Genomic DNA, 16,222 nt, shown 5'->3' on the forward strand with positions numbered 1-16,222 from the left:
GGCCCGGGACGAACCGGAGAACCATCGTGCTACGTTCGGCGAATGACCGATTCCGTCGCTCTCGACACGGTGGATCTGCAGATTCTGCGACTCCTGCAGAACGATGCCCGGACCACGTACCGCGAGCTCGCCGCCGAGGTCGGGGTCGCCCCGTCGACCTGCCTGGACCGGGTGACCAGGCTGCGCCGCACGGGCGTCATCCTCGGCCATCAGCTGCGGCTGGACCCGGCCAGGCTGGGCCGCGGTCTGGAGGCGCTCCTTTCCGTACAGGTCCGGCCGCATCGCCGGGAGCTCATCGGTCCGTTCGTCGACCGGATCAGGACACTGCCCGAGTCGCGTGCGCTCTTCCATCTGACCGGCCCCGACGACTATCTGGTCCACGTGGCGGTGACGGACACCGCCGATCTCCAGCGCCTGGTCCTGGACGAGTTCACCTCTCGGCGTGAAGTGGCCCGTGTGGAGACCCGGTTGATATTCCAGCAGTGGGAATGCGGTCCGCTGCTGCCGCCCTCGGCCAAGGCGGCCGAGGACGGCCGGGGTCAGGCCCGTACCGCCGATCGGTAGTGACGCGGAGGCCCTCCCCGTACGAGGATGTCCACATGTCAGACACTCCCAGCAGCGCGCTGCCCCGCCAGGTCGCCGACACCTATGTCGACGCGTTCATCGAACTCGACCCGATCTCCGGCACCTACCTGGGTGTCGCGGAGAGCTCGCGCCGCCTTCCCGACTTCTCCCCCGCCGGCCAGGAAGCCCTGGCCGCGCTGGCCCGCACCACGCTCGCACGGCTCGACCGCGCGGAGCAGCTGCCCGGCGCGGCCGATGACGCCGAGCGTCGTTGCGGCCGTCTCCTGCGTGAGCGCCTGACGGCCGAACTCGCCGTGCACGCGGCCGACGAGGCGTTGCGAGCCGTTTCCAACCTGCATTCCCCGGCCCACGCGATCCGTGAGGTGTTCACGGTGACGCCCACCGAGACGGACCAGGACTGGGCGGCGGTCATCGAGCGGCTCAATGCGGTTCCGGACGCCCTGTCCGGCTACCGCGAGTCCCTCGCGCTCGGTCTGGAGCGGAAGCTGTACGGCGGTCCGCGCGCCACCACCACCTTCATCGGCCAGCTCGACGAGTGGGTCGGGGACGGGACGACGGGGTTCTTCCAGGACTTCGCCGCCGCCGGCCCGCAGGCGCTGCGCACCGGGCTGGACGCCGCCGCGGCGCGGGCCACCCGGTCGCTGGAGGAGCTGCGGGACTGGATGCGGGAGGTGTACGCCCCCGCGGTCGAGGGCGAGCCGGACACGGTGGGCCGCGAGCGGTACGCCCGCTGGTCGCGCTACTTCAACGGCACCGACCTGGATCTCGACGAGGCGTACGCGTACGGCTGGTCGGAGTACCACCGGCTGCTCGCCGAGATGCGGACCGAGGCCGAGAAGGTGCTGCCGGGCGCGGGCCCCTGGGAGGCGCTGGCCCACCTCGACGTCCACGGCAAGCACATCGAGGGCGTCGACGAGGTCCAGGCGTGGCTTCAGGGCCTGATGGACGAGGCGATCGAGGCCCTGGACGGCACACACTTCGAACTCGCCGAGCGGGTCCGCAAGGTGGAGTCCCGGATCGCTCCGCCCGGAGGCGCCGCCGCGCCGTACTACACGGGTCCGTCCGAGGACTTCTCGCGCCCCGGCCGCACCTGGCTGCCGACGATGGGCGAGACCCGTTTCCCGGTGTACGACCTCGTCTCCACCTGGTACCACGAGGGCGTGCCCGGTCACCACCTCCAGCTCGCCCAGTGGGCCCATGTCGCCGAGAGCCTCTCGCGCTACCAGGCCTCCATCGGCATGGTCAGCGCCAACGCCGAGGGCTGGGCGCTGTACGCGGAGCGGCTGATGGACGAGCTGGGTTTCCTGCCCGACGCCGAGCGCAGGCTGGGTTACCTGGACGCCCAGATGATGCGGGCCTGCCGGGTGATCGTGGACATCGGCATGCACGCGGAGCTGGACATCCCGGCCGACTCGCCGTTCCATCCCGGTGAGCGGTGGACGCCGGAGCTGGCCCAGGAGTTCTTCGGCAACCACAGCGGCCGGCCCGCCGACTTCGTGGAGAGCGAGCTGACCCGCTATCTCTCGATGCCCGGTCAGGCCATCGGCTACAAGCTGGGCGAGCGCGCCTGGCTGCTCGGCCGCGAGAACGCCCGCGCGGCGCACGGGGACGCCTTCGACCTGAAGTCCTGGCACATGGCCGCCCTGTCACAGGGGCCGCTGGGTCTGGACGACCTGGTCGACGAGCTGTCCAGGCTCTGACCGTGAGGCCGGCCGGCCCCGGGCGTGGTGCCCGGGGCCGGCCGGTGTCAGCACCCGCAGTCGGCGGCTGCGTCCGGCGCGGTGAGCGGGTCGGCGGTGCGCCGCTCGCTCCCCTGCCAGGTCTCGAACGCGAAGCCCTCGCGCACCCAGTACTCGAATCCGCCGAGCATCTCCTTGACCTGGTAGCCGAGCTCGGCGAGGGCCAGTGCGGCACGGGTGGCGCCGTTGCAGCCGGGACCCCAGCAGTAGGTCACGAGGGGCACGGCGGGGTCGAGCAGTTGCCGTGCCTGTCCGGCGATGAGCGCCGTCGGCAGGTGGACGGCCCCGGGGACGTGCCCCTGGTCCCAGGCTTCGGTGGAGCGGGAGTCGAGGAGTACGAAGCCGGGGTCGGCGCCGGACGCCAGTGCGGCGGCGACGTCCGAGACGTCTGCGTGGAAGGCGAGCGAGGCGCCGAAGTAGGCGGCGGCCACGGCCGGAGCGGCGGGCGGCACGCGCAGTACGGCGTTCGGAGCGTGGGTGGCGGCGGTCTGTGTGGTCATGGTGAAAACCTATGAGCGCCGGTCCGGCGACGGAAGACGAGATCCCCGGCACACCCCTTGATCTGCCAGGGATTCCCCTGTTTCCTCTTCCCATGACCGACTATTCCCCGGATGACACCGACTGGCGCATTCTCGACGTCCTGCAGCGCGAAGGACGCGCGACGTTCGCGGAGCTCGCGCGCGCCGTCTCCATGTCGTCGAGCGCCGTGACCGAGCGCGTGCGCCGGCTGGAGGAGGCCGGAATCATCAGCGGCTACGCGGCGGTGGTCGATCCGGAACGCCTCGGCCTGCCGGTTCTCGCCTTCGTACGGCTGCGCTATCCGAACGGCAACTACAAGCCGTTCCACGACCTCCTCGACACCACACCGGAGATCGTGGAGGCCCATCACGTCACCGGCGACGACTGCTTCGTGCTGAAGGTGACCGCCCGTTCCATGCGGCATCTGGAGGCGGTCTCGGGGAAGATCGGGGCCCTCGGATCCGTCACCACCAGCGTGGTCTACTCCTCGCCGCTGCCGAGGCGGGCGGTCAGTCGCTGATCCCGTCGGCCACCCGGTGCCGTACGGCCGACCCGTCCCGCTCCTTCACCACTTCCAGCTGGGCGGGGATACGGCGGCGCAGGTCGCCGACGTGGCTGACGATGCCGACGCTGCGATCCCGCTCGCGCAGCGAGTCCAGCACGTCGAGCACCTCGTCGAGGGTCTGCTCGTCGAGGCTGCCGAACCCCTCGTCGATGAACAGGGTGTCCAGCCGAACGCCGCCCGCCTCGTCGGTGACCACGTCGGCGAGGCCCAGCGCCAGGGCGAGCGAGGCGAAGAACGTCTCGCCGCCCGAGAGCGTGGCCGTGTCGCGTTCGCGTCCCGTCCAGGCGTCGATGACATGCAGGCCGAGGCCGGCCCGGCGGCCTCCCGTCCGGGCGTCGGAGTGGACCAGCTCGTAGCGGCCGGAGGACATCCGCCGGAGCCGGGCGGTGGCGGCCGCCGCCACCTGTTCGAGCCGGGCCGCGAGCACGTACGACTCCAGCCGCATCTTGCGTTCGTTGTCCGCCGAGGTGCCGGCGGTGAGCCCGGCGAGCCGCGCGACCCGCTCGTGCTCCTCGCGCACGGGTCCCAGTCCACGGACCTCCTCGGCCGCGCGGCGGGAGAGCCCGCCGAGTTCGGCGCAGCGTTCCCGTGCCGACGCGAGGGCCGCCGACGCGTCCCGCAGCAGGCGCTCCGCCGTGTCGCTCACCTGCCGCGCGGCGTCCGGATCGGCCGGGGTACGGTCCGCGGCGGCGCGGGCGCCGGTCTCGGCGAGCCGGTCGGCCACCGCGGCCGCCTCGGCCTGCCAGGCGTCGACGCGGTGCTGGAGCGCGCGCTGCGCGGAGTCGGCGAGCACGGTGTCCGCCGCGGCCTGTGGCGTGTCGAAGCCGGCCCGGAACGCGGCGTCGGCAAGCCGGTCGTCGGCCTCCTTCAGCCGTGCTGCCGCGCTCTCCTCCTCCCGCACCGTCGTGGCCGCCCCGGCCAGCAGGGTGACCCGGCTCTGCAGCAGGCCGGCATGTTCCGTGACGCTGCCCGACTCACCGCGCGCCTGTACCAGCACCTCTGCCAGGGAGGCCTGTTCACGGTCGAGGCCCTCGCGGCGCGACGTGCGGGCCGACACCCGCCGCTCGGCCTGCCGCCGGTCCTCGGCGCGCTGCGCCTGCTCCCGTTCGGCCGCTGCCAGGGCCTCGCGCGCGGTGTGCATCCCGGCCGCGGTCCGGTACGCCTGCGCGTGTTCACGGGTCAGCGAGTCGACGAGGGCGGCGAGCGCCTCGGCCGTCGGGTCGCCCGCCGCGCCCTCGGAGCCGGGCGCCTCCGCGCCCTCCACGGCCTCCGCCCGGGCTGCCGCATACCGCTCGCGTACGGCTCCGAGCGCGTGCTCCGCCTCCGTGCGCGCCTGCTCGGCGCGGTGGTGGGCGGCCTCCGCCGCGTCCTCCGCCGCCTGGCCGACGTGTCCGTCCCCGGCACGGGCCGGGCGCGGGTGGTCGGCTGAGCCGCAGACCGCGCAGGCCTCGCCCTCGACCAGTTCCCGCGCGAGCTCGGCCGCGATGTCCCGCAGCCGCCGCTCGCGCACATCGAGCCAGTGTTCACGGGTGGCCAGGGCGTGCTCGCGGGCCTCGCCCAGCCGGTTCCCGGCGCCCACCGCCTCGGCCGCCAGGGTGTCCCGCCGACGGGCCGCCTCCAGCCGCCGCCGGGCCGGGTCCCGCCGGCCGGCCAGCGACTCGGCCCGGGTAGCGGCGTCCTGTGCCTCCTCGATACGGGCCAGCAGACCGGTGCGGGTGTCCTCCCAGCCCGCCAGCCAGCCCTCGGCCTCACGGATCAGTTCGTCGTCCGCCCGGGCCTGGCGCTCCAGCGCGGTGCGTTCGCTGTCGATCTCCGCGCTCCGCCGCTCGGCACGGCGCCCGGCGTCGAGGCCTCCGAGCTCCTCGCGCAGTCCGTGTTCCAGAGCCGCCAGTTGTTCGGCACCGGCGTCGGCCAGGGTGCCCGGCAGCCGGCTCCGGGAGTGGTCGCGGGCCGCTCTCGCCCGCCGGTACGCCCGCTCGGCTTCGTCGCGGAGCTCCAGTGCCGGGGCGACACGGTCCGCCCTGCGGGCGCGCCGCAGCTGTTCCTGGTCCTCGTCGTGCCCCGTCCGGCCCGCCTCGGACGCGGCGGCTCGGCGCCGGGTCTCGGCGTAGCGCTGCTGGAGTGCGGCCCGTTCCCGTTCGCTGTCCAGCGCGGACCTGGCGGCGGCGTGACGGGTCTCGGACGCGGACAGCGCCTCGGCCGCGATGTCGAGCCGTTCCCGGGCGCTGCTGCGGGCTGCCGCGGCCCACTCCATGACGGCGTCCGCGAGCCCGGGCTCGCCCGGCTGGAGCTGCGGCATCGGGAATTCCGCCCCGGCCGGGCCCGCGGCCTGGGCGATCCGCTCGGCGAGCGCGAGGATCTGGTCGTCGCCGGCCCTGACCCGGCTCTCGGCCGTGCGGCGGAGGTCGGCGAGGCGCTCCTCGACGGCGGCGAAACGACGGGTGTCGAAGAGGCGGCCGAGCAGCTTGCCCCGCGCCTCCGCGTCGGCCCGCAGGAAGCGGGCGAAGTCGCCCTGCGGCAGCAGCACCACCTGGCAGAACTGCTCCCGGCTCATCCCGACGAGCTGGGTGATCTCCTCACCGATCTCCTGGTGCGAGCGGCTCTGCGCCTGCCAGCCCTGCCCGGGGTCGTACGCGCGCAGCAGGCTCTGCGCCTTCTCCGTGGTGTGGCCGCCGCCCCGCTTCTTGGGACGGGGCTGGGCGGGGCGGCGGGTGATCTCCAGGCGGCGCCCGCCGACGGTGAGTTCGAGCCGGACCTCGGTGGGCAGGTCCGCGGGTGCGTGGTCGCTGCGCAGCGAGGTTCCGGGGCTCTGCCGGGCTCCTGGCACAGCCCCGTACAGGGCGTAACAGACGGCGTCGAGGACGGAGGTCTTGCCGGCGCCGGTCGGTCCGTGCAGCAGGAAGAGCCCGGCCGCGGAGAGCGCGTCGAAGTCGATCTCCTGGGTGGCGCCGAAGGGGCCGAAGGCGGTGATGTCGAGCCGGTGGAGTCTCATCGGTCCACCTCGCGTGCGGAGGCGTCGACCCGGACGTGGTCGAAGGCGCTGCGCAGGACCGTGCGCTCCTGTTCGTCGGTGCCGTACCCGCCCCGGACGTGGGCCACGAAGTCCTCCGCGATGCTCTGGTCGTCGCGTCCCCGCAGCCGCTGGGCGTAGGAGGTGTGCGGGTCGTCGGGTGCCCGGTCCGGTTCGAGGACGAGGCTGAGTGTGTGCGGGAAGCGCTCGGCGAGCCGGGCCATCGGGTCGGCCGGGCGGACCGGGTCGGTGAGGGTGGCCTCGACCCAGGAGTGCTCGTGCCGGTCGAGTGCGGGGTCGTCGAGGAGGTCGTCGAGCCGGCCGCGGAGCCGTGCGAGTGGGCGGGGCACGGGGCAGTCGATCCGCTCCGCGGCGATCGCCCCGGCGGCGTCGAGGTCGATCAGCCACATCGTCTTGCGGTGGTGGACCTCGGAGAAGGAGTACGCGAGCGGGGAGCCGGAGTACCGGACGCGCTCGGCAACGGTCTGGCAGCCGTGGAGGTGGCCCAGTGCCACGTAGTCGACGCCGTCGAAGACCCCGGCCGGGACGGCCGCGACTCCGCCGACGGTGATGTCGCGTTCGCTGTCGCTGGGCTCGCCGCCCGCGACGAAGGCGTGGGCGAGGACCACGGACCGGGTGGTGTCCGGCCGCTCGGCGAGATCGGCGCGCACGCGCTCCATGGCGGCGGTCAGCACGGCCTCGTGCCCGGCCCGTTCCGTCTTGAACACATCCTTGACCAGGGCGGGTTCGAGGTACGGGAGGCCGTAGAACGCCACGTCGCCGTGCGCGTCCGGGACGAGGACCGGGGTGGCGCAGTGGGCCGGGTCGGTCCGCAGGTGGATGCCGGCCTGCCCGATGAGCCCGGCGCCGACACCCAGCCGCCGGGCCGAGTCGTGGTTGCCGGAGATCATCACGGTGGGCACACCGGCGGCGGCGAGCCGGTGCAGTGCCTCGTCGAAGAGCTCCACGGCGAAGAGCGGCGGAACCGCCCTGTCGTACACATCACCCGCCACGAGCACGACGTCAACCTCGTGCTCGCGCACGGTGGTCACCAGGTGGTCGAGGTAGGCGGCCTGGGCCTCGCGCAGGGAGACCCGGTGGAAGGAGCGGCCCAGGTGCCAGTCCGATGTGTGCAAAATCCTCAAGAGCCGGCTCCGACCTGCATGTTTCGCTTCCTCGTCCCCCGAGCCCCGCCCTGCCGTGCATCGGCCTTGCCCGGGGCCCAGGTACCGGTGTCCGCCCCGTCTGCGTGACCCTGCCCCTGTTCCCTCACGCACCACAGTCTCCCACCACCGGGGGCTTCCCCGGGGCCGCAGCCGCGAAGACGGCCCCGGGCGCTCTCCGAGGCCGCCGGTCCGCTCAGGCGTCCCCGTACGCCTCGTCGCCCAGTTCCAGTTCCGCCTCGCCCGACGTGGCGTCGGCCAGCCAGCGCCGGAAGTCCTCGACCTCGGCGTCCGGCAGCCCGATCTCGATGCTCACGGCCTCCGCGTAACGGACCTCGCGCACGGTGCGTCCGGTGGCCCGCAGTTCGTTCTCCAGCCGGCCGGCCCGCTGATGTCCGACGGTGACCGTCGCGATCCGGAACCGCTGCCGGGTGAGCGTGCCCAGCGCGTCGAGGGCCTCGCCGACCGCGCCCCCGTAGGCCCGGATCAGTCCGCCGGCGCCGAGTTTCACGCCGCCGTAGTAGCGCGTGACGACGGCGACGACGTAGCGCATCTCACGACGGGTGAGCATCTGGAGCATGGGGACGCCGGCGGTGCCTCCCGGCTCGCCGTCGTCGCCGGCCTTCTGTACGGAGGCGTCGGCTCCGATCACGTACGCGAAGCAGTTGTGCGTGGCGGTCGGATGCTCCCTGCGGACGCGTGCGACGAATTCCTGGGCGTCCTGCTCGGTGGCGGCGGGGGCGAGCGCGCAGATGAAGCGCGATCGGTTGACCTCGGTCTCGTGCTCACCCGCGCGGGCGACTGTCCGGTACTGCTCCTGCATCCGGCCAGCCTATGCGCAGCCGCGGGAATGGTCCGGGGCGGCCGCCCGTTGTGCGGATCATGTACGCAGACACGGAGACGATCCGCAGGATTCTCAAGGACACGGGCGACACCTGGGCGGTGGTGGGGCTGTCCGGCAACCGTTCGCGCGCGGCCTACAGGGTGGCCGAGGTGCTCCAGCGCTTCGGCAAGCGGGTGGTGCCCGTCCACCCCAAGGCGGAGCGGGTGCACGGCGAGGACGGCTACGCCTCGCTGGCGGACATCCCGTTCCCGGTCGATGTGGTGGACGTCTTCGTCAACAGCGAGCTGGCCGGGGCGGTGGCGGACGAGGCGGTGGCGGTCGGTGCCTCGGCGGTCTGGTTCCAGCTCGGCGTGATCGACGAGCAGGCGTACGGGCGCACGAGGGCGGCCGGGCTCGACATGGTCATGGACCGCTGCCCCGCCATCGAGATACCCGCGCTGAGCGGCTGAGCGCGCCGGGCGGTCGTATGTGCGGGGTGTCACACTCCGTCCCGGGCTGGAAGAATGACCGGCTGTGACTGCTGCCCGCGCCGTGAGCGTGTCGACTGTTCCGCACAGCCGGGCCGGCCTGGCCGGACAGCTGGCCTCGCTCGGTGTCGAGCACGGCGGCGTCCTGATGGTGCACGCGTCACTGAGCGCCGTGGGAGCGGTGGACGGCGGTGCGGACGCGGTCGCCGCCGCGCTGCGGGAGGCGCTGGGGCCGGGCGGCACACTGGTCGTCCCGTCCTTCACCCCGGAGAACTCCGACACCTCCCCCCAGTACCACGCCCGGGTCCGGGGTCTCGACGAGCGGGAGCGCGAGGCCGTCCGGGCGGCGATGCCCGCGTTCGATCCGGGCAGCACGGCGGCCCCGTCGATGGGCAGGCTCTCCGAGACGGTGCGCCGGTTGCCCGGCGCCGCCCGCAGCGCGCACCCGCAGACCTCCTTCGCCGCCGTGGGGCCGCAGGCCGGCCATGTGGTGGCGGACCATCGGCCCGACTGCCACCTGGGCGAGCACTCCCCCCTCGCCCGCCTGCATGGGCTGCGGGCCCAGATCCTGCTGCTCGGCACCGGTTTCGGCTCCTGCACCGCGTTCCACCTCGCCGAGTACCGCGTGCCGTCACCGCCCCGCCGCACCTACCGCTGTGTGGTGCGGGACGGCGGCCGGCGCCGGTGGTGGGAGTACGAGGACGTGGCGCTGGACGACAGCGACTTCGACGAGCTGGGCGCGGACTTCGAACGGTCCGACCGCGGTGCGGCGGTCCGCGCCGCCCCGGTGGGCTCCGCCACCGGCCGCCTGTTCCGCCTCCCGGCAGCCGTTTCGTTCGCCACGGGATGGCTGACGGCGCACAGGGGGGCGCACTTCTGACGGCGCTTCGCGCCTGCGCGGCAACCTCCTGGCCGGTGCATCTATATCCAACTTCCCTCGTGGCACTCATACTTACCGCGTATCGGCCCCGAGGGGAAGGCACCGGATGGCGCAGCTGATCCGCACGGAGGACGGCCGGGACCTGGCCGTGGAAAGCTTCGGAAATCCGCACGGCAGACCGGTGTTCCTGCTCCACGGCACCCCGGGCAGCCGGCTCGGTCCGGCCCCGCGCGGGTCCGTGCTGTACCGGCTGGGCATCCGCCTCATCGCGTACGACCGTCCCGGCTACGGTTCGTCCACCCGGCTGCCCGGCCGCTCCGTCGCCCATGTCGCCGCCGACGTCGCGGCCATCGCCGACGCCCTCGGCATCGGCGAGTTCGCGGTGGTGGGACGGTCGGGCGGGGCGCCGCACGCACTCGCGTGCGCCGCGCTGCTCCGGGGCCGCGCCGCGCGCACGGCTGCGCTGGTCGGGCTGGCGCCGCGCGATGCGCAGGGGCTCGACTGGTTCGAGGGCATGACCGAGTCCAATGTCCGTGAGTACATCAACGCCGCAGCGGGGCGGGGCAGACTGACCGCCGCCCTGGAACGCAGATCGGCGTCCATCCGGGCGGACCCGATGGGCTCGGTCGTCGACATGCACCGCGGGCTGTCGGCGTCCGACCGCGGGATCGTGTCCGACACCGGCATCCGCGCCATGCTGGTACGCAACTTCGCGGAGGGACTGCGCAGTTCGGCCGACGGCTGGGTCGACGACGTCATGTCCTTCAGCAGCGCCTGGGGCTTCCGGCCCGAGGACATCGCCTCGCCCGTGCTCCTGTGGCACGGCGAGGACGACGTGTTCGCACCGGCCCAGCACACCCGCTGGCTCGGCGAGCGCATACCTGGCGCGGAGACGGTGGTGGAGCGCGGTGCCGCGCATTTCGGCGCGCTGCGCGTCCTCACCCGCGTACTCGGCTGGGTCACCAGATGACCGCCGGCCGCGCCCACCGCACGCGGGGCGGCCGGCCCGTACCGGCCTGCCGCCCCGCCGTCTGAGCGGGATCAGACCGGCTGCGGTTCCAGATCACGGTTGATGCGCCGCCAGGCGCGGGCCGCGACCGCGACCGGATGGTCCATGCCCAGATGCTCGACGGCCAGCGGCACGACCTCGGCCCGCAACCGCTCCGCCTCCCTCTCCCGGTCCATGGAACGCAGGGTGACGGCCAGGTTGGAGCGGCAGGCCAGCACGTCGGGGTGGGCCGGACCGTACCGGTCCAGCAGGCCTTCGAGAGCGGCCCGCTCCCAGCGCTCCGCCAGTTGCAGCCGGTTCAGGTCACCGTAGGCGTTGGCCAGGTTGATGGCGGCGCAGAGTGTGAAGGGGTGCTGGGCTCCCAGGCTGCTCTCCAGTGCGGCCCTGACCTCTTCGCCGGCCTCCGCCGCCGACTGGGCCGCACCCATGCCCCGCAGGTAGATGGCGACGTTGTTGCGGCACGCCAGGGTGAACGGATGGTCATCGCCCAGCGTGGCCCGGTAGCCGTCCAGGGCCTGCTGGGCCAGGTCCAGAGCGGCCTGCTTGTCGCCGAGCGCGGAGAAGTCCGCCGCGAGGTTCAGCCCGCACGCGAGCGCGTCGGGCACCTTGGTGCCGTACCGCTCCCGGTAGCGGTTGTACGTCTCCTCCGTCAGGAGCTTCGCCTCGTGCGGATGGCCCGCCTTGCGCAGCGATACGGCGAGGCTCTTGGCCGTACGCAGCGCTTCGGGCACGTCCGCGTTGAGGACCCGTTCGAAGGATGCCTTGACCTCACGGAGGATCTGCACCGAGGACTCGTACTCCCCGGTCTCCCGCAGGTCGCGCCCCAGGTGCCCCTTGGTCGTCAGGGTGTACGGGTGGTCCTCGCCGAGCAGCGTGCTGCGGCGCTCCACAGTGAGGTCGTCGAGCCTGCGCGCCGCTTCGCTGTCGCCGGTCAGCCGGTAGTCGATGGCGAGGTTGTGGGCGGCGACGAGGGTGCGCGGGTGGTTGTCCCCGAAGGTCTCGCGCATCACGTGGTGGATCTTCTGGTCCCGTTCCAGTGCCTCGTCGAACCGGCCCAGGGCGCGCAGGTCCGCCGCCAGGCTGCCCGTGGTGATCAGCAGACTGGGATGGTCCCTGCGCAGCAGGCGGGTCTGCCGGGCGAGGGTGTCCTCGTCCATCCGGCGGGCGTCCGTGTACCTGCCCTGGGCGCGCAGGGCGTTGGCCAGTTCGAAGCGCAGGTTCAGTGTCTGAAGATCGTCCTCGCCCAGTTCCTGGGTCCAGGTCTTGTTGAGCTGGGTGCCCAGCACCCTGGCGCCCTCCAGTTCGCCGCGCTTGAGGAGGTAGCGGATGCGGTCGACCATCAGCTGACGGGCCTCGGCCTCATCGCAGTCGGCGACACCCGACGGCCCCAGGTGCGGCCAGATGAGTTCGAAGGCCGGCCAGCTCCTGGGGTCGTTCACCGGGTTGTCCTGGTCCGCGCTCTGCGGAGGCCGGGCCTCGGCGAGGATGCGGTGCACCTCGTGGACGGCCGTGTCCCGTTCCTCGGGCGACAGCCCGGCACGGACGGCGGCCTGGACGAGCCGGTGGACCTGGATGCTGTTGTCGGCGGGTTCCACCTTGGCCAGCGCGAAGCGGTTGAGCGCCTGGATGACCCGTCCCAGCATGTACCTCTCGCGCAGGTCCGCGTCGTAGGGCAGGAGCGACCGGAACATGGAGTCGCTGCCGATGAGCGTCATCGATATCGGTTCGGCGGAGAAGAACGAGCACAGTTCCAGCAGCCGGACCGCGGCCTTGGACTCCTTGCGCAGCCGGGCGATGGAGATGTTCCAGGTGGCGCCGATCTGGAGGGCGTAGTCCTCGGGACGGCCGAGGGAGAGGACCTTGGTGCTCTGCTCCCTGAGCTGTTCGACGTAGGCCTCGACGGGGGTTGCGGTCTCGGCCAGCCAGGCGGCGGCGACCTCCACCGCCAGCGGCAGGTCGCCGACGGCCTCCGCCACCCGTTCCGCGTCCCTGGCCGGCAGCTTGCGCACCCTGCGGCACAGGTGCTCCACGCTCTCCGAGCGGGTGAAGACCTCGACCTCGACCGGCTCCACGCGGCTGGAGATCGGCTTGTTGCGGCAGGTGGCGAGAATGTGACCGTAGAGACCGGTCATCAGCGGTCCGGTCTCGTCGGGGAAGAGCTCCAGCGCCTTGTCGAGGTCCTCGACGTTGTCGAAGATGAGCAGCCAGCGCGCGTACGGCGATCCGCCGCGCAGCGCCTGGAGCGCCGCCCTGGCCGCCTCGGCGACCACCTCGCCCGCGCGCAGGCCCATCTTCTCCGCGAGTTCCGCCAGGGACGACACCACCCGGTCGGGCTGCTCGGCCTCGACCCACCACACCAGGTCGTAGTCGGCCCGGAACCGGTGCGCGTACTCCCGGGCCACCTGTGTCTTCCCGACCCCGCCGAGCCCGTAGAGGACCTGCGGGAGATGCTGCGTGGAGAGGCTGCTGCCCCGCAACTGGTCGCGCAGCCGCACCAGTACGGATCCGCGGCCGGTGAACTCGGTGTGCCGGGGCCGTACGTTCCACACCCCGGGGACCGTGCCGGGGAATCGCGGGCCCCCCGGCGCGGCCGGCATCGCGTCGAGGGCTTCGGGCCGGTCCAGCGCCGTCAGTACGGCGGCGGTGGCCTCGCGTTCGTCCAGCCGGGCGACATCGACGATGCCCCTGCTGCTGAGCGGCATGGTCAGCCGGACATCGCTGATCCGCACCGGGACGAGCTGGCGCCGGCTGCCCGATGGATCCAGCCCCAGCGCGGACTCCCACAGGCTCCGGGCGCGCCGCGAGTTCTGGTAGGCCTGGGAGACCACGGGGACGACGCGGAAGGCACCGGCAGCCGCCCATTCGGCGTCGTTCCAGGCCTTGTGGGAGCTGCGCACGTCCACGGGCATGACGTGGAAGCCGGCACGGGTGAGGACCGACTCCAGCCAGTCCGCCCACATCTGGTCCTCCGCCACGTGGGTGAGGACGATGTTGGACGGCGGGACGGGCCTGCGACGCGTGTAGGCGGCCACGTAGGCCAGCCGTTCCGCCTCGTCCATCGCGGGCAGCGTGGTGACCCGGCCCTCGGTGAGCACCGCGGTCAGCCGTTCGCAGGACGTGAGCATGGAGCTCGATATGTTCGGGGCGTCACCGAACGTGGCGAGGATCTCCTCATAGGCGTAGAAGGGCCGGTAGGGGATCTCCACCGTGCCCCAGTAGGCCGCCAGTTCGTCGCTGGAGAGGCCGCTGGGGAAGCCGGGGAAGCTCTCTCTGGCCAGTGCGCGTCCCGCGTCCGCCTTCTCCTTCTCCCCGTCGTCGATGCGCATCGGAACAGGAAGGATCCGGATGTGCTGGTCGTGGAACCGCTCCTCGATGTCGCGGGCCACGGCGGATGCGCCTTCGATGCTCTGGTCGCTGAGGGTGAAGCAGACCACCAGTACCTGGGGCATCTGCACGGTGCAGATATCCGCGATGTCACTCAGCCCGGTCCGGCTGTCGATCAAGGTGAAGTCATAGTGTTTCTGCATGTCGGCCCGCATGGCGTCGAAGAAGTGACCGCCGCCGTAGCGTTCGTAGAAGTCGTCCCAGTCCATCCGGCCCACGGTCGAGGAATAGTCCCGGTTACGGCGTCCGGCGGACAGGAAATCGAGGCTTCCGCCTCGCGGGAAGGACCAGTTCAGTGACGTGGCGTGCGGCCTCACACGCGCGTATTCGCGGTGCCATTCCGGATCACGTGCCGCAGGCCGGCGGGCTTCTTCCTGGTATTCGGTGATCAGATTGATCAGCCCGGGCGTGGCGGCCAGGTCGGAAAGATCGAGAAAGGGGTGGAAGAAGCGGTGCAGACCGGGGGCTTCGAGGTCCCAGTCGACGGCGAGTACGCGATAGCCGTTCGCGGCAAGAATCCAGGCGGTATTGGCCAGCGCCATGGTGCGGCCGGTTCCGCCTTTGTAGGAGTAGAAGGTGACGACGGTACCGCCACGGTTCTCGGTCATCTGCTGGGTCCTCCCCCTCGGGGGGCGTCACCGTCGCCGGGATCGCCCGTGTCGTGGTCCGTGCCGGTGACAGGTGGAGCGGGATTGCTGGTTCCGTAGCCCACGCCGTCGATCAGCAGTCGCGGCATCGCGCCGCTCGAACCCTCGGGCGGGAATGTCTCGGCGTGGGCGGCATAGTGGCGCTCCGCGGCCTTCACCGCTCCCGGGAGTTCCTGGCTGAAGGCCTCCAGGGTCGGTACGCCTCCGCTGTGCGACCGGTGACCGAATTCGGCCGCGGGCCCGGATCCGAGCACCCCTTCCAACACGGCACGGAGGTCTGCCTCGCGGTGGCCGGAGTCGGGGTCGTCCCTGTTCCACGGGACCATGACGCTGATCCAGGGCCGGCTGTTCTCGCTCAGCCGTCTCAGCAGTTCCTGGCGGTGCGGGGTGTCCAGGGACCACCGGTCCAGCAGCAGCAGACCCGGCCCCTGGGGCTTCTCGGTGCCGAGCAGGCGCTCGGACTCCGCCTCGAACTCTCCCACCCGCACCTGGTAGTCGAGATTGCGCACGAGATCGACGGCGTGATCGGCCAGCGGCCTCGACGATTTGGGATGGTACGGATTCCAGTCGCGCTGGGCCGGTCCGTAGCAGTCCGGCGCGCGGCCCGGGGGCAGATCGGAGCGGGAGCAGGCGAGGACGGAGATCTCCATCTGCCTCGCCCTGCCGGGCGGCCCGAAGGCGCTCGGCACCGCCGCGTAGTCCTGCTGCGGGTCCCCTTCGGGCATCCGGCTCTGCTCCGCGACCTTCACTATCCGCTTGGCCAGCAGATATACGGCTCTTTCGTACTGGTCCCGCAGATAGCGCAGTTTGATCAGCCCGTAGAAGCCCTCGTCGGCATACTCCTCACCGAAGGCGGCATGGTTGAACTGCAGCCGCTCCGCCGGCTGCGGCAGCTGCCCGGGCGGTACGGGCACCCAGAGCGCGGGCACGATGCCGGACATCTGGCCGCCGTTGCTGCGGGCCGCCTGATAGTGCACCGCGCGGCTGGAGAAGGCGTACCACTCCCGGCCGCACTGCTCGCTCAGGAAATAGCGCGGCGAGTAGAGCGGCACGAAGACCTTGCAGTACGCCAGGGATTCGGAGAGGCGCTCCTGCCACCCCTCCCCGGGCTGCATCTGCTGATCCAGGAACCCGGCCGGCACCCCGGCGGGCAGGGACGTCAGCTGAAGAACGTGGGCGCACAGGTCTCGGTAGAATCTCTCGACCCAGAGATTCGGATCTTTGTCCTTCGGATCATTCCTGGGTGTATGCGCATAGCTGAGGAAGAAGTACGGTCTCGGCTCATCTCCCTGTGCTCCGGCAGCTTCAAGATCCAACGTCTCCCCCGGTCCCCGTGTGGGTCCTCAGTCTAGGAAGTATCGAATCTTCGACGGAACGGCAGGAACGCGCCTATTTATTGAGCCCACCCCT

General features: G+C 72.0%; 12 protein-coding genes. 6 read left to right on the forward strand and 6 right to left on the reverse strand.

The features are described from left to right. Nucleotides 1-42 precede the first annotated feature (42 nt). Nucleotides 43-564 (forward strand): Lrp/AsnC family transcriptional regulator, encoded by a 522-nt coding sequence (locus tag ACIQMX_RS24815; protein WP_363070847.1) that lies wholly within the window; start codon nucleotides 43-45, stop codon nucleotides 562-564. A gap of 35 nt (nucleotides 565-599) precedes the next feature. Continuing rightward, the gene (locus ACIQMX_RS24820) at nucleotides 600-2,285 is read left to right on the forward strand and encodes a DUF885 domain-containing protein (RefSeq protein ID WP_363070845.1); all 1,686 of its coding nucleotides are present in this window, start codon (nucleotides 600-602) and stop codon (nucleotides 2,283-2,285) included. Nucleotides 2,286-2,332: 47 nt separating this feature from the next. Here ACIQMX_RS24820 and ACIQMX_RS24825 read toward each other — a convergent pair whose 3' ends face one another. Then, on the reverse strand, nucleotides 2,333-2,824 hold the full coding sequence (locus ACIQMX_RS24825) for a rhodanese-like domain-containing protein (protein ID WP_363070843.1): 492 nt from the start codon (nucleotides 2,822-2,824) through the stop codon (nucleotides 2,333-2,335). A gap of 92 nt (nucleotides 2,825-2,916) precedes the next feature. On the opposite strand from ACIQMX_RS24825, the gene ACIQMX_RS24830 reads away from it, so the two are divergent. Further along, a complete protein-coding gene (locus tag ACIQMX_RS24830) occupies nucleotides 2,917-3,363 on the forward strand; it encodes an Lrp/AsnC family transcriptional regulator (protein WP_219570135.1) in 447 nt (148 codons plus the stop codon). Here the strand turns inward: ACIQMX_RS24830 and ACIQMX_RS24835 are convergent. The 3 genes from ACIQMX_RS24835 to ACIQMX_RS24845 form a co-directional block, all read right to left on the reverse strand. After that, on the reverse strand, nucleotides 3,353-6,400 hold the full coding sequence (locus tag ACIQMX_RS24835; protein WP_363070841.1) for an SMC family ATPase: 3,048 nt from the start codon (nucleotides 6,398-6,400) through the stop codon (nucleotides 3,353-3,355). The two genes, ACIQMX_RS24830 and ACIQMX_RS24835, sit on opposite strands and share 11 nt — an antisense overlap. Further along, a complete protein-coding gene (locus ACIQMX_RS24840) occupies nucleotides 6,397-7,563 on the reverse strand; it encodes an exonuclease SbcCD subunit D (RefSeq protein WP_363070839.1) in 1,167 nt (388 codons plus the stop codon). The genes ACIQMX_RS24835 and ACIQMX_RS24840 overlap by 4 nt, the downstream gene beginning before the upstream one ends. Nucleotides 7,564-7,777: 214 nt before the next feature. Further along, nucleotides 7,778-8,404 carry a YigZ family protein gene (locus ACIQMX_RS24845; protein WP_363070837.1) on the reverse strand — a complete coding sequence of 209 codons (627 nt, stop codon included), beginning with the start codon at nucleotides 8,402-8,404 and terminating at the stop codon, nucleotides 7,778-7,780. 59 nt (nucleotides 8,405-8,463) lie between these two features. On the opposite strand from ACIQMX_RS24845, the gene ACIQMX_RS24850 reads away from it, so the two are divergent. The 3 genes from ACIQMX_RS24850 to ACIQMX_RS24860 all read left to right on the forward strand — a co-directional run bounded on the left by ACIQMX_RS24850 (nucleotide 8,464) and on the right by ACIQMX_RS24860 (nucleotide 10,742). Continuing rightward, nucleotides 8,464-8,874 (forward strand): CoA-binding protein, encoded by a 411-nt coding sequence (locus ACIQMX_RS24850; RefSeq protein ID WP_363070835.1) that lies wholly within the window; start codon nucleotides 8,464-8,466, stop codon nucleotides 8,872-8,874. A gap of 64 nt (nucleotides 8,875-8,938) precedes the next feature. Further along, entirely contained in the window at nucleotides 8,939-9,772 is an 834-nt protein-coding gene (locus tag ACIQMX_RS24855; RefSeq protein ID WP_402481191.1) for an aminoglycoside N(3)-acetyltransferase, read from the forward strand. A gap of 106 nt (nucleotides 9,773-9,878) precedes the next feature. After that, nucleotides 9,879-10,742 (forward strand): alpha/beta fold hydrolase, encoded by an 864-nt coding sequence (locus ACIQMX_RS24860; protein WP_402481194.1) that lies wholly within the window; start codon nucleotides 9,879-9,881, stop codon nucleotides 10,740-10,742. A gap of 71 nt (nucleotides 10,743-10,813) precedes the next feature. Here ACIQMX_RS24860 and fxsT read toward each other — a convergent pair whose 3' ends face one another. Beyond that, nucleotides 10,814-14,773 (reverse strand): FxSxx-COOH system tetratricopeptide repeat protein, encoded by a 3,960-nt coding sequence (fxsT, locus tag ACIQMX_RS24865; RefSeq protein ID WP_363070831.1) that lies wholly within the window; start codon nucleotides 14,771-14,773, stop codon nucleotides 10,814-10,816. Then, complete coding sequence (locus tag ACIQMX_RS24870) at nucleotides 14,770-16,128, reverse strand: TIR-like protein FxsC (protein ID WP_363070829.1); 1,359 nt, start codon at nucleotides 16,126-16,128, stop codon at nucleotides 14,770-14,772. Before ACIQMX_RS24870 ends, fxsT begins: the two co-directional genes overlap by 4 nt. Nucleotides 16,129-16,222 lie beyond the last annotated feature (94 nt).

The sequence above is a fragment of the Streptomyces sp. NPDC091416 genome (assembly GCF_044756845.1).
Lineage (GTDB): Bacteria > Actinomycetota > Actinomycetes > Streptomycetales > Streptomycetaceae > Streptomyces.

Coding starts and splice junctions, on each gene's coding strand:
- ACIQMX_RS24815 (WP_363070847.1), top strand. CDS start 43: ATGACCGATTCCGTCGCTCTCGACACGGTGGATCTGCAGATTCTGCGA.
- ACIQMX_RS24820 (WP_363070845.1), top strand. CDS start 600: ATGTCAGACACTCCCAGCAGCGCGCTGCCCCGCCAGGTCGCCGACACC.
- ACIQMX_RS24825 (WP_363070843.1), bottom strand. CDS start 2,824: ATGACCACACAGACCGCCGCCACCCACGCTCCGAACGCCGTACTGCGC.
- ACIQMX_RS24830 (WP_219570135.1), top strand. CDS start 2,917: ATGACCGACTATTCCCCGGATGACACCGACTGGCGCATTCTCGACGTC.
- ACIQMX_RS24835 (WP_363070841.1), bottom strand. CDS start 6,400: ATGAGACTCCACCGGCTCGACATCACCGCCTTCGGCCCCTTCGGCGCC.
- ACIQMX_RS24845 (WP_363070837.1), bottom strand. CDS start 8,404: ATGCAGGAGCAGTACCGGACAGTCGCCCGCGCGGGTGAGCACGAGACC.
- ACIQMX_RS24850 (WP_363070835.1), top strand. CDS start 8,464: ATGTACGCAGACACGGAGACGATCCGCAGGATTCTCAAGGACACGGGC.
- ACIQMX_RS24860 (WP_402481194.1), top strand. CDS start 9,879: ATGGCGCAGCTGATCCGCACGGAGGACGGCCGGGACCTGGCCGTGGAA.
- fxsT (WP_363070831.1), bottom strand. CDS start 14,773: ATGACCGAGAACCGTGGCGGTACCGTCGTCACCTTCTACTCCTACAAA.